General features: G+C 48.1%; 8 protein-coding genes. All 8 read right to left on the reverse strand.

Features of this window, described 5'->3' with window-relative positions; genetic code table 11:
* Positions 1–16: 16 nt before the first annotated feature.
* Positions 17–460 (reverse strand): hypothetical protein, encoded by a 444-nt coding sequence (locus D3H65_RS11455; RefSeq protein ID WP_119050441.1) that lies wholly within the window; start codon positions 458–460, stop codon positions 17–19.
* Complete coding sequence (locus D3H65_RS11460) at positions 453–2,798, reverse strand: penicillin acylase family protein (protein ID WP_119050442.1); 2,346 nt, start codon at positions 2,796–2,798, stop codon at positions 453–455. The genes D3H65_RS11455 and D3H65_RS11460 overlap by 8 nt, the downstream gene beginning before the upstream one ends.
* Positions 2,799–2,823: 25 nt before the next feature.
* Positions 2,824–6,927, reverse strand: a complete 4,104-nt coding sequence (locus D3H65_RS11465; RefSeq protein WP_162915560.1) for an SGNH/GDSL hydrolase family protein — start codon at positions 6,925–6,927, stop codon at positions 2,824–2,826.
* A 120-nt stretch (positions 6,928–7,047) separates the two neighbouring features.
* Positions 7,048–8,805, reverse strand: coding sequence for a carbamoyltransferase family protein (locus tag D3H65_RS11470; RefSeq protein WP_119050444.1), 1,758 nt, complete (start codon positions 8,803–8,805; stop codon positions 7,048–7,050).
* A 44-nt stretch (positions 8,806–8,849) separates the two neighbouring features.
* Entirely contained in the window at positions 8,850–9,551 is a 702-nt protein-coding gene (locus D3H65_RS11475) for a thioesterase II family protein (RefSeq protein WP_119050445.1), read from the reverse strand.
* Complete coding sequence (locus D3H65_RS11480) at positions 9,551–11,194, reverse strand: cyclic peptide export ABC transporter (RefSeq protein ID WP_162915561.1); 1,644 nt, start codon at positions 11,192–11,194, stop codon at positions 9,551–9,553. The genes D3H65_RS11475 and D3H65_RS11480 overlap by 1 nt, the downstream gene beginning before the upstream one ends.
* Complete coding sequence (locus D3H65_RS11485) at positions 11,194–23,571, reverse strand: non-ribosomal peptide synthetase (protein WP_162915562.1); 12,378 nt, start codon at positions 23,569–23,571, stop codon at positions 11,194–11,196. Before D3H65_RS11485 ends, D3H65_RS11480 begins: the two co-directional genes overlap by 1 nt.
* A gap of 28 nt (positions 23,572–23,599) precedes the next feature.
* Positions 23,600–24,661 carry a TauD/TfdA family dioxygenase gene (locus D3H65_RS11490; RefSeq protein WP_119050448.1) on the reverse strand — a complete coding sequence of 354 codons (1,062 nt, stop codon included), beginning with the start codon at positions 24,659–24,661 and terminating at the stop codon, positions 23,600–23,602.
* Positions 24,662–24,668: the final 7 nt, after the last annotated feature.

The following is a 24,668-nucleotide window of genomic DNA, read 5'->3' on the forward strand; positions in this document are numbered from 1 at the left end:
AATATTTTATTTATCATCAAACTTCATAGGCAGTTTCGGGCATAGGTGTTTTCACCTTCTCTTTGCTTTGACTGTGTTTACGGCCGCGGCCATACTGTGCCATCCATTTGGTAAGATGAAAAGCAGCGCCTGTACATAAAAAAGCAGTCACGGTATTTACCACAACAGCCCCCAATATGATCAGGAACGGGGACAGAGAGAAGTTGATAGAAAAAGCCTTTAACTGCTCTTTATTCCAAATCACTACAGCAAACAGACCGGCAATGATGATCTCGGCCAGCAATACTTTCACGAGGACGTAACGGTCTGCAGGCAACAAGACAGCCAGCCCTATACCAAGGATGGCATAGAATAAGATACTAAGCCAACCGGTTAAGAAAAAATGGCTGGCCAGCAGCAGCAGGAAGGCTATAGCATACAGCGTATACCGCCTGTTTTGTATAGGTGTGTTGTTATTCATGAGAAAAAGCTATTTTTTGTTGTATGGAAGATAGTTTTGAAGGATCGCTTACAAACTGGGTTTCATGCAAGCGGTTTTCTTTCCAGGCCTGCAGTTGCTGAAAGTACCTGTTATCATTCATCCTTCCGGTCTGGCCGGTGGCATTTACCATCCAGGACCTGATAGCGCCTGCTTTTAATTCCACCACCGTCCGGATAACAGGATGGGCTCCATAATTCACATTGATCGTATTATCATTGCCTCCAATGCCATTCACTGATTTCTCAAAGCCGGGCAAGAAGGTCAATTGGGGGATATTAAAACTATAAGCCTGTGCGGGGGATTGTTGGTACTGCTTATTACCGGCATATATTGAATCTGCCGCTTTTACCAGTCTTTCAAAATAATACCGTGCATCCAGCCGGCCACCTGTGTAAGTAAGGGTATCGGTATGCAAGAGGAAATTAATGGTTTGATCAAAAGAGGGCTGGGCTTTTACGCCAAGTTGAACAGCCATTTCTTTTGCAATGGCGCGGGTGGCCTGCCTGAATGACCTGAAGAAAGTGCTTTCCTTGGTACCAGGTGTAATTTTGCCATCCCATTTCATCAGGAGGTCCCAATTGGCACCAAAGCTTTTTTCTTTCCCATACTTCACCAGCAGCTTTTTACAATCGGCTACTGATATATCCGAAACATCCAGCTGCATAGTGCGCATATCTTCCCAGGTCAACTGACTTCCTGTTGACAATAACTCGTCGATGCGCCTGGGCCGATACAGGTCGCTGAACCAGCGGGACGAAAAATAATATTGATCGGGGCCTGGTTCCTGGTTGGCAGAGAACAAATAATCCTTTGCGGGGTTGAATGCCTGCGGCAAGGAGTCGAACGGAACATAATCCCTTCCAGGTGATACTTTCCCATCCAACAAACCTCCCGCATAGTTAGCGGGTTTTATGGGCATTTTACCCGCGCAGATGATCCCTATATTTCCGTCCAGATCACCATATACAAAATTCTGGGCCGGATAGTCATACAATCGCAGCGCATCACGAAAGTCATTCCAACCTGCAGCCCTGATCAATTTCCAGAAGGCCTGCACAGCGCCACCCGATTGAAGGGGATGCCATTTAAGTCCATAGCCTATCCCTTCTTTTTCCTTGTACTGTCCGAAAACGGTGTACCGGGCAGTGGTTTTTACAGGGGCCTTATCTTTTACATTGATCGTGAAATCTTTTGTAGTCATGGTCTGCCACTTCCCATCCAGCCAGTAATTGTTCTTATTGGCTGAATCAATTTTGAGCATATATTGTTCGGTAACATCCCATTCGCCGTTGGTAATGCCCCAGGCGATCTTTCCATTATGCCCTGTTACGATCACGGGCACACCGGGTATGGAATACCCATACACATGTACCTCTTTGCATACCAGCTGCATTTCATAAAATATATTGGGCGAAACAAGCATCAGGTGCAGATCATTTGACAACAGCACTACTTTGGAACGGGTGCGGGAGGTACCAACCACCCAATTATTACTGCCCAGGCTTCTGTTTACCGGGGCGGATTGGTAATTATTGACCTGGGATGGTTGAAACAAACTAACCACGCCATTCGCCGGCAAGGGGGTACGTTTGCTTCCACCTGCTACTGGAATAATATAAGGGTATTCTACCGTTTGAGCAGGATACAAAGCCTTTCTTACGGAATCCGGTACCTTATCCAATACTTCCTGCCTGTTTACATAATCATCATAATATGTGAGGTCGGAACTCATGTACCATTGAATAAGAAACACATACCAGGCTTTCCAGGTTCCTGGGGAATAATGCCATACGGTATACAAAGGATCACGCTCCGGAACCTTCTCTGCACTTATATAAGCATTAACGCCTTTTTCATAGGCATTGAGATAATTGTACAAGTCGGGGTTGGTCAGCTTCAGGCTATCAAACAAGGCCATGGCGCGGGTCTCCATTTCGAAGGGCCGCCAATGCCTGTCCGATCTGACACCCGGCTCTCCCAGTATTTCAGCCAGCCGGCCCATCATAGAATAGGCCATCAGCTCCATCTGAAAATACCGGTCGCGTGCATGCATGTATCCAATAGCATAGGCCATCGCATTCATGTCTTTTCCAAAAATGTGGGGAATGCCCAATGTATCTATGCTCAGTTCCGCGCCTTCAAAAGAAGTTTTGATCGTTTGCGGGTGGTGCAGATCCAGTGGCTTTTTGCTCAATAAACCGGCATTGTAATTGGCTAAGTTCTGTAATGAATTGAGTCCGCTATAATGCAGGGACGTAAAATAGATCCAGGCCCCGGCCAATACGAAAAAGATGGCTGTGAAAATTATTCGTTTCATATGATTGTATTTGATCAAAGGCAGTTTAATTCTCTTCCAGGCTCATCAGGCTATCCTGGTTCTTAGCAAAAGCGGTGCTTTTCTCATTGGCTATTGCTGTAAAAACAGCTATTTCGCCCAGTACAGGAAACATGGCCCTGAACATGGAATGGCCCGAAGCTGTTTGTTCGGTAAACTGTGGTTCGCTGGTATAGGGCCAGTCAATAATGAGGTGGTTAACGCCCTTCTTCAGCCGGGTGTCTGCGATCGAAAAAGAATAGCTGGTCCATTTATCGGCCATAGGGATCTCAGCAATCACGGTATTCTTGTTATTGAGGCAGATCCTGATCTTTTTGTTGGGATAATTCCTTTGAGGAGTGCGGTACACCATTGACAGGTCTATATGATCCCTGTCGGCCACAAATTGAAAACGTGTCTCTGTGGATCGTGCCTGCAGGAAAACAGCTCCCGGCTTCGGTACGGGATTATGATAGAAAGTAGCGCTGTAAAACGATTCCAGGAGGTTCTTTTTTCCCTGGCTCACCCCGTGCTCACTGAGCCTGATCTCGTTAATGGTATTGGCCAACGGGCTATTGACTGATTGTATGATCTGGTCTACGAGGTCAATATCCATCAGTTTACGTCCCCTGGGATGGGCCAGGCCCAACCCGCCTTCATACTGACGCATTTCCCCTTCGAGGATCAATTCTTCAAATGCGCTGCACAATAAGGTCAGTGCCTTCCTGGTAGAGAAATCGGCATACCTCACCATCAGTTCTTTTACATTGGGATCAAGTGTTACTGCCTTATTGCAATGGTATTGAATAATGTCGGGATGCTGCCCACTGTGCGCATTGTGAATGGCTGCACAAAAATGGGCGGTAGCCATTACCCCGGCGGTTGGCTGCAGACCGGAAGGAGGGACATTTTCAATGCGGAGCTTCAAGCCTTCCATCATTTCCGCCAGCGCCTGCGCTGCATAGCGGGCAGCGATCTTAATACCCGTAACCGTAAGATGGCAATAGTCGAGATAAAGGTCACGATCTTCCAGCTTGCCTTGCTCTGTTTCAAAAATAACCGGCAGGTTGATGAGCTTTATACCATAATTGGCGGCCTCCACCACCAGTGTTTGCTGAATTACTCCATAACACCTGGGCTTGCTGTCTTCCCGGCTCATCAACGCCGTATCGCGGGCTGCGCCAAAACTTGCACGGGCCTGCTCCAGCAAGCCTTTCCGGTCGTAACATTGTCCCAGCCATTCATGCCCCAGGGGGTTGGAGGGATCAAGGACTGTCATCTGAAGCGCCGCTGATTCCAGGGTTTGCAGGTCGCTATCCTGCAGGGCCTGTTCTCCCACTTCCTTCCAATGCAGCCATTGGCCAATACGGTCTCCGGGCAACCAGGGCAACATTTGCTCCACGGCATTACTGCGCCAATCTTTCAGGTTGAAACCCGGTATAAGAAACAATACCGGAATACTCTTTTTGATCAGCGATTCCCTGAGGGTATCCAAACATTCCAATACTCTTTCTTTCAGGCTCTCTTCCAGGAAAGAAAGTGTGCCGGTAAAGAACTCTTTCTTGTATATCTCATACACTTGCTTAAACATGGCATCTGCCGTAAGGGAAATATCTGTACGCCAGTTATTGCCTGCAAATACTACCACCGCATCGGGCTGTAAGACCGTACAGGCTTTGATCATATTGATCAATCCCGGCAGGTTCATACTCGTTCGCGCCAGGTCAATTACTTCCACGGGATGGATGCCACTTACTTTATTCATGGTAGCTTCCAGCTCCATGGCCACTGTATAATACGGATCATAAAAGTAACCACGCGCCACGGACTCTCCCAACAGCAGTATCCTCTTCTTTTTGCCTTTGGGTTTGATCTCGTGCACATTGGCCCACAAAGGCCATTCGGGTCTTCTTGCCATATCACGCGTATACACAAGTTTATCATTGGTAAGTGAAGGTTTCCATATGCCTACAGGATTATTTTCCTGCTTTCGTGCCTGAGATCCGGTATCCTTAACATCAGGGGTATTTGTTTTCTCAATGGCCAATTGTTCCAACAAAGCAAGCTTTTGCTGTTGGTCAGTACTTTTTGACATCATGAGAGCAGCAAGGCTCCCGGCTACAGACTTTAATGAAGAAGAAGGTCTATGCGTCATGATAGAATTTTTAACGGTAACTACCGCTGTGAAAGAACTTATTTCACCGTTGACAGGAAATACTGCCTCGAAAAAACCAGTAGCCGGAGCTCCGGCTACTTCCTTCACAGGAGCATCGGGAGTGGGCCAGTTGATCAATAATTTGTTGACCCCTTCTGTCAACCAGTCTTCCTCAATGACGAAAACGCCTTTGGACCAGGTAGGTGATGAAGGAAAATCTGCTACAGGTATTGGCCTGTTATTAATGGAGATGGTCAATTTTTTTTCGCCCTGTTTTGCAGCAGGCGTTCTATATACCCATTCAAAACCAAGCGTTCCTTTTTGTGCGATGAAGCAGAAGGAGGAAGTAGCCTGGTACGACCGGAAATAAGCAGACTGAAGGCCAGGCAGGTGATCGCTGTAATAAGTATCGGTGTAAAAAGAGGTCAACAGGTTTTTCTTTTGCGGACCTACCACGTGGTCCTCCATCCTTATTTTCCTGATACTGTCGCCGATCGCTATATGGATGGTATTGAGGGACTGTACGATGTAGTCTACGAGTTCAATATCCATCAACTTCTGGCCCCTGGGATGCACCAGTGAAAATATACTCCGGCTTTGCTGTGTTTCGCTTTCGGTGATCAACTCTTCAAAAGACTGGCAGAAGAGTGAGGAAGTGCTCCTGGTGGAGAAATCAGCAAAACGTGCCATCAGGTCTTTTACATTGGCCGACCAGGCAACTGCTTTATCGCAATGCCAGGCCAGTATATCGGCCGTTTGCCCATAGTGAGCGTTGTGGATGGCTGCGCAAGCATGCGCCACGGCCTGTACCGTGTTGTCGGGCCATATACCGGAATCGCCGATCAGGTCAACGTTGATGGTGGTACCTATTAGACGTTCGATCAATGCAGCCGCCGTGTAACGCATGGCCAGCTTAATACCTGTAACCGTGAGGTGGCAATAATCGAGGAACAGTCTTCTGTCGGGCAGGCCATCCAAATGGCTGCTAAAAACAGCCGGCAGGTTCACCACACGGATACCATAACCGGGAGCTGTTGTTCTGATGGTATCCTGTATTACTTTAAAACAACGGGGTTTACTTACGATACCCCTGTTCATAAATGCTGTATCGCGGGCCTGTTCATAGTATGTCCTTGCTTTATCCCATTCCTGTGCTTCACTGTAATGGACTCCCAATATTTCATACCCCAATGGGTTGGAAGGGTCAATAATGATCATGCGTTCGGCAGCCAGCCGCACGGCTTCAGGTTCCCTGGTACTGCCCGTGTTCAGGGCTATATCCCGGGCTTCTTTCCATTGGGCTGCCTGATCGTCTTCCAGCCAGGGTACAACCTGTTCATGCGTGTTGCTTTTCCAATCGCGGAGGTTAAATTCCGGTACTACATAAATAACCGGAATGCCTGCCTGCACCAGGCTGGCCTGTATTTCCTCCAGGATGGCAGTCATGGTTTTCCGCAGTTCATTTTCACCGAATGCTTTAACACCTGCAAACCCCTCCTGCCTGTATCGTTCATACATCTCCTGGTAGTGATCTTCTCCTCCCTGCATGGTAAATACCAGGTTATTGCCACCCAAAATCACTACGGCATCGGGCTGCAGTAGTTTACATGCTTTTATCAGTGCTGGCCATTCATGAATAAACATGCCGGTTTTGGCAAGATCGATCACTTCGGCATCCTCCATACCTGCCACCTGTAAAGTGCCTTCCAGTTCGCCGGCAACAGTATAACAAGGATCGTAGAATGCGCCCCTGGCAACCGATTCACCCAACAGCACGATCCGCTTCCTGGTACTCTTTGCAGGTATTTCCCGTACATCGGCCCAAAGCAACCATTCTGCTCTTTTACTTTGGTCGCGCACAAAGGACTGATTGTTCCTGGCAGATGGTATCCAAATACCCACCCGTGTGGACGGGTCGTCCTGCTGAGGCGCTTTAGACGGTTGCCCGTTCAGTATAGGCTGTTCCGGCAATAACATGGCCAGGAGCCGCTGTTTTTTTTTCCTCATCAACGGATGAGGCAGTAAGGAGTGCAGCTAATTCTGCCGCTATGGGTTTTAACGATGCTAATGGTCTGTAGGTCATCATGTGTTTGAGCTTTAAACAAATGTGTATACATCGTGTGTGATGCCTCCGGGCCTGGCAGATTGGCTGGTCAGTAACAGCTTCAAAATCTCCAGGTTATTTCCGTCACGGTCTATGATAAAGTCTTCCATCACGAGGCTGTCGATGTCGGTAGTAATGAAGCACCTTGTAGCGTCTTCGGGTGTGCATACAATAGGCTCACCTTTGATATTGAAAGAGGTATTGAGCAAGATGGGGCACCCGGTCAATTCATAGAAAGCCTTGATCAGATCGTAGAACCGTGGATTGGTTTCCCTGTGTACGGTTTGTACTCTTGCCGATCCGTCCACGTGGGTAATTGCAGGCAGATCAAATCCCGAAACTACCTGACAGGTTTCCAGCATAAAAGGTGAGGGATGATCAAGGTCGAAATGCTCTGCAGCTTTCGCATCCAATACGGCTGGCGCAAAGGGCCTGAATCCTTCTCTTTTCTTGACCATGGCATTGATCCTGTCGCGCATGGTCACATTTCTGGGATCGGCCAGGATAGACCTTGCTCCCAATGAACGCGGTCCAAATTCCATTCTGCCCTGGAACCAGCCGATTACTTTTCCCTGGGCCAGCCGCTCAGCTGTCAGCGCCAGCAAGGTGTCATAATCATCGCGACAATCCTTGTATTGAATGGATGTTGAGCGCAACAGCCTGTCAACACTTTTGGAAGAATAAGCAGGTCCCAGGTACACATGCTGCAGTTTTTTCTCTGCCGGCCGCTCACCGGTTATTTCAATATGCGCCAGCGCTGCGGCGCCAATCGCTCCACCTGCATCATTGGCTGCAGGCTGAACAAACAGGTTTTCAAAAGGTCCCTTACGCAATATTTGCCCGTTGGCTACACAATTGAGGGCTACTCCTCCTGCCATACAGAGGTTATTGGTATTGGTCTTCTTATGCAGGTAGTTTACTTTTTGCAGGAGTATTTCTTCCAGTGCCACCTGGATGCTTTTGGCCACATCTTTATGGAACTGGTCCATGGAGGAGTCTTCCCTGCGTACGGGTTGTCCAAAAAGAGCTGGCAGGAGTTCGGAATACATGGTCTTTCCCCTGATAAAATTGAAGTATTTCATATCCAGGGTATATTGCCCGTCGGCACCCTGCTGTACCAGTTCATAGATCTTGTCTACATACAAAGGTTTGCCATAAGGCGCCAGTCCCATCACTTTGTATTCTCCATCGTTCACACCAAAACCCAGGTAACTGGTGATGGTGCTGTATAAAAGGCCCAGGGAGTCGGGAAAATGTACTTCCTCAAACAGGTCGATCGTATTGCCCTTGCCCATGCCGTAGGTGGTAGTGGCCCACTCACCCACCCCATCGACGGTGAGGATAGCAGACTCCTTGAATCCGGAGAAAAAGAAACTGCTGGCTGCATGGGAGCTATGATGATCATAATATTTTATGGGACCTTCGTATCCCAGCACTTCGCGTATCTGATCTTCCACCATGGAAGGGTTGATCTGATGCAGCAGATCAGGGTGATTACCCAATACACCACTCCAGAACTGCCGGGCCAGTTTCTTTTCCGGATCTTCATAATAAGCAATGCAGTCTATATCGGCGATGGTGATATCGCCTTGTTCCAGGCAGTACTTAAAAGCTTCTTTGGGCAGGGTCGGATCGGCTTTAATACGGGAGAAACGTTCTTCTTCGGCAGCCGCAGTTATTTTACCATCCTGCAGCAGGCAACAAGCGGAATCATGGAAAAATGCGGCAATACCAATGACATTAGTACTCATTTCAAAAATTTGATAGTGATGAAGAATGAATTGTATAGACTGGATTAAAGGGCTGATCGTACGGGTTTGTAGCAGGCCCTTATGATCTGGCAAAGTCTTTCGACTCCGGGATAGATAAAAAAATGACCGCCTTCGAGTATTTCAGCAGCAAAGGAGGAAAGTGTAAAGGCTTTCCAGTGACCGATGTTGCCTGCGCTCTCTTCCTGGCTTCCCATCATGGCCAGGATGGGTGTTTGTACCGGCCGGAAGGCACTGTAATCGTAGGTCTCCACTACCTGGAAGTCGGCCTTCAAAATAGGCTCAAAGAAATCAAACAGTTCGGCATGACCGAGTATTTCATCGGGTATGCCTCCTATTATTTTAAGCTCTTCCATAAATTCCTGTCGGGGCATCAGGTGCCGTTTGCGGGTAATTATTTCTTTGGGGCCTGAAGTGCCGCTCACCACCAGGTGCAGGGGAGGCTTACCCAACCCTTCCAGCAATGCGGTGACCCTCAGGGCCAATATAGATCCCATGCTATGACCGAATAATAGAAAAGGCGCAGTATGCAGGCGCTTTAGTATCAGCTGGCAAATATCAGCCGCTGCCGCCTCCAGGTCATACAACAGGGCTTCATTGATGCGCTTGCCTCTACCAGGCAACTCTAGGGGGATGAACTCAAAGTCGGGCCAGAAGCGCCGCATGAATTCAAAGGAGTAACCGTTGCCTCCTGCAAAGTGCAATAAGAAAAGCTGGGGTTTCATCATCAGGATAGTATATAAACGGGTTTTTCCTGGCCAGCGATCACCGTATGCAAACTGCCGGTATCCATTTTGTATAATTTGTCTGCTGCTGCATAATAAGTATCATCATGGGTGATAGCGATCATCGAAAATCCTTCCTGCCTTATATAGGGGATGATCTCTGTGTAGAACTTTCGTTTGAACGGAGGGTCCTGGTCGGCTGCAAATTCGTCCAGCACCAGGATGGGCTTCTTTTCCAGCATGGCTGCAATAAGGGCAAGGCGTTTTCTTTGGCCAGCCGACAGGTGCACTGTAGAGAACTTATCTTTTTGTACGGATACTTTTCTTTCCAACTCGAATACCCTGATGTATTCCTGTGCTTTCTCCACATCAACTACAGGAATCCCGTAAAACTCATCAAACAAATGGTAGTCATTAAATACAGGAGCAAACAATCGTTGGTAATCAATCCACCGGTCCTTTTCCACCCGGTCGCCGTTTACGTATACGATGCCTTCATCGGCCCGGAACAAACCAACCAGGATATTGAGGAAGGTGGTTTTGCCACTACCGTTGCCGCCACTGATGAATGCCACCTCACCGCGTGACAGGGACAGGCCAACAGGCCCAATGGCAAAAGGCCTGTCGCCTTCCTCCTCTTCCTGCCGGTACTGATAGCAAATATTCTCCAGCCTCAGTTCCTCAAAAAAAGGATAAGGCCGGCCCTGGGCGTTGTCCGAATCAACAACATCCATCTGCGCTTCGATAACATTTATTCTTTTGAGCGAGGCATTGGCCTGCGTGATAGAAGGGATCATAAGCACCAATGTCTCAATGGGGCCAAAAACATAGAGGATCAGAAAAATGAAGTTCACCACTACCCTGTCCTGTATATTAAATACATTTCCCAGGAAAAGCAGCAACAGGCCTATAAATACATAGAATGACATGATACCGATGATCCGGTTATTCAGAAAAGTTACATGTGCCTTCCGGTAAAGGGCAGAAGCGCTGAGGATCGATCTCTTCACGTGCCTGTCTGCTATATCAAAGCCTTTTTGTTTTTCCAGGGTTATTTCTTTGAACCCGGAAAGTATCTCATTCAAGTACTTGATAAAAGTATCCTGGAAGGTCATGGCTTTAATAAACAGCTTTCTTGCCCGGCCTACGTAGAAGAAATAAATGGCCAGGGTGACTATCAATAAGACAAGCATACAAAGCAATAGTTGCCAGGCGATAATGCCCATATAGATAAAACAAATAAGTGCAATAGCACTATTGGTCAATATATCTACAATGGTCACAGAAGCGCCTACGATAATATCCGTATCCCTGGTGAGGGCTGTAAATATCTTTTCTTTGCTTTTCCATACATTCTGAAATGGAGACCTCAATACCATTTCCAGGACATTCATTCTCGTTTTAATAAGCAGGTTTTGGGTAAACCCGATAATGGCAATGGACACCAGCCACCTGCTTACCACAAAAAGCACCAGCGCCCCCAGAAAATAGATAAAATAGCTGCTGGCAGCCACTTTTGTACCGGTGAAATATTTATTAATGATCTGGTTGATCATATAGATGACCCCCATGCTTCCCACAGCTGCCAGCATACTTAAAAAGCTAAACAGCACGTAGTTCCGAAGATGGCCCTTGCGAATATTCATTATAATAAGTTTTTGTGATGATGTATAGCTGACATGGTAACGGGCCCACCCGGTGTATTGACAATGCACCTGATAATGTGTTCCATTTTTTCTGTATAGTAATTGGTGGCTGCCTGTGCAGGAGCACACCATCCTTTCCATTCCATATGGATGCCATCCTGGTATTCGCTACACTGGGCACCCCAATAGTATCTTCTTTCGCCAGTTCCGGCCTTCGTTTTCTTTATACTGGTGCCGGTTCCGGCAGGCATTCCCTGCCCCGACCTATCGGTGTAGTTAAACTCAGCATGGAGACAGGCATAAATGCTTTTTCCCGATTGGCGCCTGAATGAACTGTCAATTATTGCGAGCGGAATTTCCTGGTGTTGTCTTCCTTCAAGATATGCCTGCTGTGTATGACGTATTGCTTCTGCAAAACTGCTGTTGCTGTCGTGGGTAAATACCAGGGGTAATGTATTCACAAACTGGCCGATCGCTTCGCCTATAGCAAAACCCGGCAACGCTACGTCGCGGCCATTGACCACCACCCCCAACAGCAGCGCTTCCTGGCCGGGCCTTTCGCTGTGGTTGAATAACCTGAAAGCGGTCAAAAGAAAGCTACTCAGCAATATTTTTTGTTTTTTACAGTAGTCCAGTACCTGTTTGTACAGCGGACCACTGATCACCCATGAAGCTGTTATAAACTCCTGCAGCGCAGCAGACTGTTCAATTGCGTTTTGATGATTGTTTTGGGCTGCTATATGTCTGAGCTGCGATTCCCAATAAGTGAGCTTTTCCCTGGCTTCTCCCAACTGCAGGTAATCTTCCTGTACCTGTACATAATGCAGGTAATCGCTACGATGTTCAGAAGCAATATTATTCCCGGCATACCTGTTGAGCAGGTATTTTTTCAAGAGTGCATTAGAGTACCCGTCTGTTACAATGTGGTGAATGATGAGTAATACGTGCGCCCGGCCTTCTTTATGAAAGACACCGCATCTGATCACCTCCCCCTTATCAAGATCAAAGGGCTTGTTGATCATTGTTGTTCCGAGCGCTACTATGGCAGGGTCCTCCATACCCAGGGCTCCGCCTGTTATGATCTGCAAGGTATCCGGCCATTGACCTGGCGGCAGTACCTGCTGCAGCCAACCATTTTCTGCTTGGTAAATGCGCATCCTGAGCACGGGGATATCTGCAATCAGTTGTTTATAGGCCGCCGTAAAACGCTCCTGGTCGAAATGATCGATCTCAAAAGCAATAACATCCTGGGCATGGGCCACCGATCCATCCCTGGCATAGGATTGCTGATTATATGACAAAGGATATGCCTGCACCTTCCTGCCCGGTTGCCTTTCGCACAGGTCTTTGATCATCCCTTCCAGCCATTGCTGATAGGTTGATGCCAGCCTTTCCATTGTACCGGAACGGAATTGTTGTTTACTATACTGAATATTGAACCTGAGCGATCCGTTAACGATCAGGCCACTGATAGCCAGTATGCTATCCCTGCGATTACCTGTATCGACCTCACTACCTTTGTATTCGTTCACATAACTGAATACCTCTTCCCCGGTATCGCCGGATACCCCAGACCCAAAATCACCCAGGTAATTAAACATGATCGAAGGATCGGGCATCAAACGTAATTCCTCCACAGCCGGTTCCCTCAGGTGCCGCAATATGCCAAAGCCGATGCCCTTGTTGGGTATCCCGCGCAAACACTTTTTTACTTTCAACAGGGTTTTCACCCAATCATTCCCTTCTTCACTTTCCAGTAATACAGGGTACACCGTAGTAAACCAACCTACGGTACGCCCGATGCTCAACGACTTCACCACCTCTTCCCGGCCATGTCCTTCCAGTGCGATCATTACCTTATCAAGAGCAAATACTTCGCGTACGGCAAGTAGCAAGCCCGTCAACAGGATGTCGTTTATTTCTGTTTGATAAATGGTATTTACCCTGGTCAGTAATAACCCGGTTAGTTCCTTATCCAGTGAAAGCTCCATAGCCACCGCATCGCTGATAAGATTGGCGCCATCCGAAAAGTCGGGCTGAACATCCCTGACCGGCTGCCTGGCGATACCTGTCCAATAGGAAAGTTCTTTTGACAACAGATCGCCCGCAGCATACTGACGCAGTTGTAAGGCCCATTGGCGGAAGGAATCAGATTTGGCCGGCAATTGCACGGGGGCTCCTTTCTCCAGCTGGCTATACAAAGTGGAAAGGTCTTCCAATAGGATACGCCAGCTTACACCATCCACTACCAGGTGGTGTACTACCAGTAAAAACCGATCTCCGTCGGGTGCATGGAATATAGCGGCCTTGAGTAAAGGACCTTGCTGCAGATCAATGGATGCCTGCAGCCTTTCACACGCCTGCCCCATTGCTATTAATGGCGTACCCTCAGCAATAAGGTCGTGCTCTTCCAGGTAATACAAGTTATCCTCTACGGGTCGGTTGTATTGGATCCAATGCCCGTTCTCCTGCTGGTACCGCATGCGCAAAGCGTCGTGGTGTCTGGTGAGTTCCTGCAGGCATTTGTCCACTACCGCTTTTGCCATCCTGCTTTTACTATACAACAGCACCGATTGGTTATAATGATGCTTGTTTTGGTTCGCTTTATTAAAGAACCGGGCCTGCACAGGAGTAAGCGGTACATCACCTTGCTCGCTGCCTACTCCCGCAACCTGTGTTGCGCCCATTTGTAATTTGGTAGCTAATATTTCAATGACAGGAAACTCCAGGATATCCGTCACCTTTACCTGGATGCCTTGTTGCTTTAACCGGCTGGCCAGCATAATAGCTTTGATGGAATCACCACCGGCCTCAAAGAAACTTCCTTTAATACCGCCCGGTACTTCCCGTTTCAATACTTTTTCACAGCATTCCAGCAAAAGCTTTTCCTGTGTATTGGACGGAGCAGTATATACCACAGCATCGTCCATATCCTCTATTGAAGAGGGGTCGGGCAATGCTTTCTTATTTACCTTACCACCATCTGTGAGCGGCAGTTGTTCCATCCTTATGAAGTAGGATGGCATCATATAATCCGGCAGGTACTTCATTAATTGCTGTCGTATGGAAGCCGTGTCGGTATTTTGTGCGCTGGTAAACCAGGCCATTATACAGGCCCGCCCCAGGTGATCATTTCTAACGCCAGCCACCACCGTATCTACATCACTTAGTTGTAGCAAGGCATGTTCTATTTCGCCCAGTTCGATCCGGTATCCCCGCACTTTTACCTGTGCATCGGCCCTGCCCCTGTATTCTATGGTACCATCCGGCAACCACCGCCCAAGGTCTCCAGTGTGGTAAAGGCGGCTATATATATCGCCCTCATCCCGGTTGACAAACGGGTTCCTGATGAATCTTTCGGCTGTTCTTACTTTGTCGCCATAATACCCGTTGGCCAGACCAATGCCAGCGATCATGATCTCTCCCGTCACATTTACCGGTAGTAAGTTGCCGCCCGGATTCGTAATGTATATCCGGGTATTGGAGATGGGCCGTCCGATAGGGATCTTAGTATAATCATGATCCGTCAATGCGTGGTACACGCAGCCAATACTGGCTTCTGTAGGGCCGTACAGGTTGGTGAGCCGGATACCGGGAAATGCTTTCCTGAAGTAGTTGGCGGAAGAAACATGTATCTCTTCTCCCCCGATCACTATTTCGCGTAATGAACCAATATCATATTGCGTATTATTTTCCCGCATCTCGCTGACAAACTCGTTAAACAAAGAGGGAATGAAATCAGTCATGCTCACCTGATGATCACGTACCAATTCTGTAAAATATTCCAGGCCAAAGGCCTGCTTTTCAGAAGGGATAATACATTTTCCACCATTGATCAATGGCCAGAATAGTTGCCACACGGAGCTATCGAATATATGACGTGTAGTTCTTAATACAGACCTGGCCGCCTGCGCTCCAAAATAGTCATTCATCCATAAGAACCGGTTCAGGATACCCTTGTGGGGCACTACTACGCCCTTGGGCATGCCGGTGGAGCCTGAAGTATAAAACATGTAAATAGGCGCTGCTACGTGTGCACGCGCAACAAATAACCTGTCGTCGGTCAGCGCTTCGTGATCCACTACCAGGAAGTTGTTTGCCGGCGACAATTCGCTTCTGCGTAATCCCTCTTCATTCAACAGCACTACCGGCGACGCTATTTCGGACAACAACAATTGCAGCCTGCGTACCGGCCAGTTAATGCTGAGCGGTACAACCGCCGCACCGGTTTTTAATACAGCCAGAAATGCAACGGCAAAATCAATGCCCCTCGACATCAGCAACGGTACAAAACATCCTTCCGCCACCCCGGCTTCATCCAACTTATAAGCAAGGCTATCGGACCTTTTTTCCAATTCTCCATAATTGATGCTTATACCTTCAAACCATATCGCTTCTTCCCCAGGCGTTTTCGTAGCCTGTTCTGTAAACAGGTCTACAATGGTCTTGCTGAGATCGTATTGCCTGGCAGTCTGGTTAAATCTTTCCAGCAATTGTTGTTTTTCCTCACCCGTGAGGTAATCAACTTGGCTGATGGGTATTGATGGATGACTGACCACCGAGCGTACAAAATTCCGATAGTGCAATAATAATTGGGTGATCAGTTCTCTATCATATATATCGCGGTTAAAATTGATCTTGATGTGTACACTGTCAGCATGCTCCTGGAAATCAACCATCAGATCAAACTTGGCGGACTCTTCTCCCTCGTCGGTCACCTGGTTACCGGGCATCCTATGTGTACTGTCTGTCTGGTTCTGGGATACCACCATAATATCAAACAGCACCGACCGGCTTGGGTCTCTTTTCACCTCCAGTTCGCGTACCAACCGGTCAAACGGATAACTCTGGTGATCATAAGCCGACACCATCATAGCGCGTACACGCTGCAACAGTTCATTAAAAGAATCATTCCCCTTGAATTGTGTACGTAAAGCAAGGGTATTGAGGTAAAAGCCGATCTGGTGTTCCAGGTCAGCATGTTCTCTTCCCGACACCGGTGTACCCACAATAATATCATCCTGCCCCGTGTAATTATACAACAAGGCTTTCAGCACGGTGAGCAATCCCATAAAGAGGGTGCCTTGTTGCCGGCGGCAAAGCGCCCGGAGTCCATCGGTCGATGCCCTGTCAAGCAGGATCGACAGGCTATACCCATTGTAGGAGAAGACTGCAGGACGGGGTCTGGAAGCAGGCAGTTCAAATACGGGCAATTCCCCGCTGAACTGTTGCAGCCACCAGGTTTGGTGCTGTTTATAATTGTCACCTGCCAGCATGCCCTGTTGCCATACAGCATAATCCTTGTATTGGATATGTAAGGGAGCAAGTTCCTGTTGTACTTCATTGATGAAGCTGCTATAATAATGCAACAGCTCTCTTTCCAGCACCTCAATAGAAGCCGCATCGCTGATAATATGGTGCTTTATGTAATAAAACATATACCGGTGATCTCCGATATGCAGCAGACCGACTTTCAGCAAGGGGCCTTTTTCAAGATCAAATATCTGTGCTGCCTCCCTGTCAATATGTGCTTTGATCAGCTCATAGGGACGACCGGAAAAATCTTCTTCATACAGGTCAACATGGAAATCCTGCATGGGGATCACTACCTGTCTTACTGCTCCTTCATTGTTTTGCCGGAAAACAGTACGTAGTATCTCATGCCGTTCAACAACCTGTTGGATCGCATATAAAAGCCCCGGCTGTACCTTTGGCCCTTTAAGCAACAACTGACTCCTGGTATTATAAGACCGGGAACTTTCTTCTTTCTGACTAAGCACCCAAAGGCGCAGCTGGCCGTCAGATACGGGATAGTCATCTGCTTCTGCTGCCTTACTCACCGGTGCATAGCTTATACGCACCTGACTATTGATGAGGGCCGCATGGGCAGCGATGGTCGTATGCTCAAACAACTGCTGCATGGAGACCTTTACCTGGAACAGGCGGTGATAGGCATTCATGAGACGTATGACCCGTAAGCTATGTCCTCCATGAGCAAAGAAATTCTCCGTGACACCGATGGGCATTGGGCTGTTGAGCACTTCCTGCCATATCTCCCCTATTCTTGCTTCTATTATATTACGTGGCAACTGGCTACCCATCTCTCCGGCTGTGTGTGTAAAGTCGGGTACGGGCAAAGCCTTCTTATTTACTTTTCCATTGGGCGACAGGGGAATTTCGTCGACCTGAATAATGAAAGCAGGCACCAGATAATCTGGCAACAGATCACCCAGTTGCTGCCTCAACACCGTATTATCCTGTGGCTGGGGACTTGTTATATAAGCGATGATATAGAGATTGGATCCTTCCTGGAGGGATACAGCCACCGCCGCATCAATGCCCGGTACGCGCAGCAATGCGAATTCAATTTCACCCAACTCTATCCGATAGCCTCTTATTTTAAGCTGATCGTCCTTACGGCCCAGGTATTCGATATTGCCCTCTTCCGTCCATCGTACAAGGTCCCCTGTGCAATATATCCGGCCGCTTTGCAGGAAGGGATCGTGGATGAACTTCTCCCTGGTGAGCCCGGCGTTATTCAGGTAGCCTCTTGCTACACCCTTTCCACCAATGTACAATTCGCCCACCACGCCCACGGGGCATGGCTGAAGCCGGTGATCCAGTACATATAAGCAGGTGTTGGAATAAGGTACACCCAACGGTACTTTATAATAAGGATAATGCAGGTCTACCTTGTGCATGATCACACCAATCGTCACCTCGGTAGGTCCATAATGATTATAGACATCGCCCTGGTAATTCATTTGTTGCAACTGGTCTACAACAGTTGGCGGAAGTACTTCTCCACCAAAGATCAGGCACTTGAGGGGCACTATATTGTTGTTCCCATAGGCAGCCCATAAAGAAGGGAATATTTTCAGGCATTCGATCTGGTATTGACTAAAATAATCACCCAATGCTATTCCATCAAACAGCAAAGCATCACTGATCACATGGACTGCACCTCCTGTCAACAGACCAATGAACAGTATAGATTGATTGGAATCCGAAGCCAGGTTAACCGGCAAAGCAAAAGACCGGCAGGCGGCAACACTGGAGCTGTTCATCATGCCGTACAGGTGATTGACAAACGACCTGTTTTCTATCATTACCCCTTTGGGCCGGCCGGTAGATCCGGAAGTATAAATAATATACAATAATTGTTCGGGCAATATCCTTTCAGTCACCGCGGTTGAAGGCATGGCATCGATAAACCCTTTGTCCAGAGCCCAATCAAACCACAGGGCCTCATTATCCGGGGTCTTTGCGTGCTGCATTTCATCACCCGCAATGATCATTTTACAGGCAGTATCTTCCAGCATATACAGTATCCTGTCGGCTGGCAAAGAAGGGTTTACCGGTACAAAAGCAGCCCCGGATTTCATAATGCCCAATATACTGACAACCAGTTCCAGTGATTTTTCAGTGGATACCACTACCTTATCTTCTTTACCGATGCCTTTACTGCGGATATAGTGTGCCAGTTGGTTACTCAACTCATCCAGCTCCTGGTAAGTAAGGTGGGCATCGTTGAATACGACGGCTGTATGCGAAGGCGTTTTAGCCGCCTGTATGCTAAAGAGGCTGATAACGGAAGTTTGTTCCGGAAAATCAACGCGGCTGTTATTGGCTCCTGCCAACAAATTTTGTTTTTCAGCTGCCGGCAGATAATCCAGCAGCCCGATCTCTTTTTCAGGCTGCGCTGTTGCAGCCGCCAATAATTGTTTAAAATGAAGCATCAACCGCTCCATGCCTTCCTTGCTGTAAATATCACTATTGAAACTCAACTCCATCCTCAAGCTGCTGCCTATCTCATAGAACAATACCGTAAGGTCATATTTGGCTGCCACAGGTCCATCGTCTACTATGGCCGTTTCATCAACTTCAGCATCCGTCCCTTCCTGCGCCGTGGTCGCCTGGTAATTTTGCAATAAGACCAGCACATCAAATAAAGGCGACCTGCTGCCCCCCTGCGTTATCTGCACTTCTTCTATTAGACGATCAAAGGGATAGGCCTGGTATTCATAAGCCAGCAAGGTGCTGTTCCGTATTTTCACCAGCAACTCTTCAAAACTATCCCTATCGCTAAGGGAAGTACGTAAGGCCAGGGTATTCAGGTAGAAGCCGATCTGGTTTTCCAGCTCTGCATCTTTTCTGCCGGCAACTGAGGTGCCTATGATGATATCCGATTGATGGGTGTACCGGTGGAATAAGGTTTTTAACACGCTTACGAGGCCCATAAACAGAGTGGCCTGCTGCCGGCGGCACAAGTCACGAAGTTTTGTTGTGTGCGCTGCACTGATCACTGAAGAAAAACGCCGTCCGTTATACGTGATCCTGGCCGGTCGGGGAAAAGCGGCAGGCAGCTCCAGCACAGGTAATTCTCCTTCGAATTGTGATAGCCAGAATTTCCTGTGCTCCCTGAACCCCTCGCCCTCTAATTCCCGGGCCTGCCAGGAAGCAAAGTCTTTGTATTGTATGCGCAAAGGAGGTAAACGATGGGCCACGCCATTCATTAACCCATTATAATACCCTGCAATCTCTTTATACATTAATTCCATCGACCAGCCATCGCTGATAATATGGTGCATGCAATAATTAAACAGGTAATTACCGGGTGATAATTTAACGAGTGCTGCATGCAGTAGCGGGCCATGGGCCAGATCAAAAGCAAATCCCTCCTGCTGCCAATACATATCTTTCTGCGCTTGATCAGCGTGCTCCAGGTCTGCATACTCCATCCGGAAGTTCAATTCAGCCGTCGACAGGATCACCTGCCGCAATTCGCCGGTCTCGTTTTCCCTGAACACCGTGCGCAATATTTCATGCCGTTCGATCACCATTTGAATGGCTTGTTCCAGCAGTTGGGGGTCTTGTTCACCAACCAGTGGTAGCTGGCCAATCATTTTGTAAGCCTGCGATACCTCAGCCCGCTGGCTCAGTACCCAAAGTCTCCATTGTCCGGCAGATACCGGGTAATCATTTGCTTCCGCAGCCCGTTCAATAGGAATGTAGGGTGCGGCTTGCCTGCCCTTTATCAGGGCAGCCTGTGCAGCTATGGTTGTATGCTGAAACAATTCCAGCATCGATAGCTTTACATCCAATATTTTATGGTAGCTGTTCAGGAGTTGCATTACGCGCAGGCTATGCCCCCCATGCAGGAAAAAATCGTCGTTCACGCTCAATGGAACATCGCGCAATAACACCTCCTGCCAGATGGCAGCTATTGAAAGTTCAAGTGGACTGCCTGGCGCCAGGTAGGCGGCGGGCATAGCTGCCGTAACTGAAAGTTGTAATGCCTTTTTATCTACTTTACCATTTAATGTTAAAGGCAAACGGGTGGGTTGCAAAATACTGGCAGGCACCATGTATTCCGGTAACCTGCTCCTCAGTTGTTGTTGCAGCAGGGCCATATCCTGTTCCTGTTCACTGGTAATGTAGGCTGCCAGGAATTTGTTGCCAGCATGATCATCCTGCGCAATCACCACCGCCGAATCAATACCGCTCAACTGCAGCAAAGCCTGTTCGATCTCTCCCAATTCTATCCGGTATCCCCTGATCTTTACCTGGTCGTCTTTGCGGTTGATGTAGTCAAGGGCACCATCCGGCAGCCACCTGGCCATATCACCGGTTTTATATAACCGTTCATTTTGTGTAAAGGGATTATCGATAAATCGCTCTGCAGTAAGTGCTTCTTTATTCCAATATCCCCGTGCCAATTGCACTCCGCCCAGGTACAGTTCTCCGGACACACCGGGCGGCACCAGGTTTCCCTGCTCATCCAGGATAAAAGCAGTAGTGCCGGGTATCGGCCTGCCAATGGTTATCCGTTCCTCTTCGCTTCGGATAGCCGCTACAATACAACCCACGGTTGATTCGGTAGGGCCATATTCATTATAAATAACCAGGTCTTTATTAAGTGCAAGCAATGCCTGTACCTGTTTGGTGCGTAAGGCTTCACCTCCTATAATTACTTTCCGGATCGTGCAAGCGTGGGGGTCTATGAATTCGAGCAGGCTACTATGCGCGGGCGTCATTTTAATTACATCGAGCCCCTGATCGCCCTGCAGGTAGGCTGCAAATATTTCATCCACCATCATCGAAGCGGGAAATATCACCAGCCTGGTACCCCGTATGAGTGTACCAAACAAACTGGTTACCGTAAGATCAAAGGAAAGAGAACTGTATAAGCCCATGTTGCCCCCATCTGGATCCGACAGGTATTCCTGTTTTACCCAATGGAGGTAATTACTTAATGCTGCGTGCTCTATCACCACCCCTTTCGGATGCCCCGTTGAGCCCGATGTATACATGATATACGCCACACTGTTCGGACCAGGCTTGGCAGGCAGCCGCTCCGCTGAATAGTGGTTGATAGCTTCCCAATGATCCTCTATGACCAATACAGCAGGCTTTTCGCCTGTTGTAAACAGGGTTTGATATTTTCTATTGGCAATGATGAGGCCCGCTGCACTATCCCGGACCATATACCGGATACGTTCTTCCGGATAAGCCGGATCAATGGGCACATAAGCATATCCTGCTTTTAACAGCCCCAGGATGGTCACCATCATTTCTATAGACCGGTCAAGGCATAGAGGAATGACCGATCCCTTTTCTATGCCCCGGTCTATAAGATAATTCGCCATCCTGTTGCTCAGCTCATCCAGCTGCCTGAATGAAACTGCTTGTTCCTCATAAATGAGGGCTATATGATCAGGCACAGCATCCACCTGCTCCTCAAACAGCTCTGTTACCGTTTTGACCGGCATTTGAAATGCTGTATTAATACCGGATGCCTGCAGCAACCAATCTTTTTCAGTGGCTGTCAGATAATCTATCCGGTTAATAGCTGCCTGGGGCTGTTGTACCAACAGCTTCAATAAGCTAATATAATGTTGCATGAACCTGGCAGCCGTGTCTTTTTCATATATGTCACTATTATAAAAAAGCCGCATGCACAGGCCATTGTTCACTTCAAAGAAATCAATGTTCAGGTCGAGCTTTACGCTTACCGGTCCTTCATCGATAATCCCTTCCTGGTTGCCGAAGAAATTGTCTTCTGTATCCTGGTGCCGCTGGTTTTGCAATACCATCATCACATCCAATAGTACTGAACGCCCGGGTATCCGTTTCAATTCCAGTTCACCCACCAGGTGATCAAACGGATAGGCCTGGTGTTCATAAGCTGCCAGGGTTTCCCGCCGTACCTGCTGCAACAAGGTCTTGAAACTATCACGCCCGCTAAAACGGGACCGTAGCGCCAGCACGTTAAGGTAAAAGCCGATCTGATGTTCCAGTTCCCCCTGTTGCCTCCCTGCGATCGGGCTGCCGATAATAATATCTTCCTGCCCCGTATAGCGATAGAACAACACATTCAATGTACTCAACAAACCCATGAATAAAGTAGCCTGGTTGTCGGCACAAAACTGCCTGAGCGGCTCCAGGATGGCAGGTCCGATCACGGTGGCCAGGGCATGTCCGTTAGCCGTCAATACCAATGGCCTTGGTTTGTCTTCGGGCAGGGCCAGCAAGGGCAGTTCTCCTCCCAGTTGTTGCAGCCAGTATGCTTTGTGCCCCTGTAAGCTACCCGACCTCACTTCCTGCTGTTGCCATACCGCGTAGTCCTTATATTGAATACTCAATGGGGGTAGTTCAGGTTCGCGGTTGTTCAATAAGGCATTGTAAAAAACAAATACTTCTTTCGACAACAATTCCATCGACCATCCATCACTGATGATGTGGTGCATGTTATAATAGAAAAGGTATTGCGTTGCGCTGAGTCGAAAAAGCATTCCCCGCAGCAGCGGCCCTGCACTCAGGTCAAAAGGCAGTTGCTTATCTCTTTCAATATATTTATTGGCTTCCGCCCTGGGTTGTGCAATCTCTTTCAGGTCGATATAGAGAATGTCACCATCTATGGCATCGCGTTCCAGTACCCACTGCCTTACCTCCCCTGCTTCATCCTTTTTAAATACGGTACGCAGTATCTCATGTCTTTGTATAACTGCGGCAACCGCCTGGCGGTATTTTTCAATATCGATGGTTTGAGGGAAGGACAAGGTCAATATAACAGGGATATTGTAAGCTACCGACTGGCTATCCAGCTCATGCACCATCCAAAGCCGCAGCTGCGAGGAAGAAAGCGGATAAGAGGCAGCTGTGGCAACCGGCCGTATCTCTCCAGGCATCGCACGCTGGCCTTTCCCACCTTGCAGGTACACCAGCAGATCCTGCTTCCTGATCTTTATTTGTTCAATAATAGCATCCGTAAGTACACCTTTCGGCGCTTCTATGGAAAGCGCCCCATCATGATCTACATCCAGGATAATATTCGATTTCCTGAGTGCAGACAAAAACTGATCCTGGTCTAACATAAGCAGAAGTTGAAATAGCTGACAAGGTTTACAGGCCGGTCTTAAAGGCATCATCGGCATCGCTGGCTGCTTCAATTATAGCAGTAGCAATGGTCCTGTCGCCCTTATAAGGGCTGCGGCCATGCGCAGCCAGCATATTGTCGAGGAATATGATATCGCCATTTTGATAAGGGAATACCACCAGGTTTTGATCATAAGCGGCTTTGATCGCTGAATATGCGTCAAAGGATATTTCGCTCCCATCTCCGAAAAAGGTATTGGAGGTCAGGTATTCATCAGGCAGTTCATCTTCCGGGTCCATATCCAGCTCTTCATACCGGGAATATTTGTTGAAGAAGAAAGCATGGTTGAACCAGGTCTCAACACCCGACTGCGGATGTTTATAGACCGCGGGCTTCACCCACTCGATCACCAAATGGTCATTGCTGCGGAAGGTATAGTCCACATTGATCTTTTTACAGGTTTCTTCTACCACCGCCCTGTCTACTGTTTGAAATACTTCCTGCCAGGGCATTCCCAGGTCAGGCAACAGGTTGCGCCTGTATTTTACCCCCTTCGTCCTAAACTCCTGTACCAGTTCCGGCGGAATGGCCTGCAGCACCTTGCGGGAGTCAGCAATAGGCGTTTCCCCGCCTTCTTCCGCTTGCTGGATACAACAAAAAACGATCTTCCTGCCCCATACCCTGCTGTATGAAGATTCGTTGTGCATATTGATCTTACGGTCACTGGGGTAAATGGTTGACCTGTAAATATTCGCAATCGATTTATCCAGTTCTGTGCGGGGCGAGGAACGGAACATATACGGTAGTGGTGCTGTATCAAAGCAATTCATAAACTGGTTGAAGGCGTCCACGGTATCTATGCCAAATCCCCTGAACAAAATACCTCCGTGCTTCACCAGCGCTTTTTCAAAAGCCGGCTTATGCGCCTTGATCCATTCAACAAGCCGAACGCCATTGTGGGCAGGCTCAATGACCAATGGTAATAGCTGCGGGTCTTCTTCGTGCAGCGGCCTTGCCTGTACAGCATGGTCGGCTACATTAAAAAAAGTATCTGTCGAATAACTAACAGGTTGGATATCCGGTTGCATATGGCAG

Origin of the sequence: Paraflavitalea soli (assembly GCF_003555545.1) — a bacterium.
Classification (GTDB): Bacteria; Bacteroidota; Bacteroidia; order Chitinophagales; family Chitinophagaceae; genus Paraflavitalea; species Paraflavitalea soli.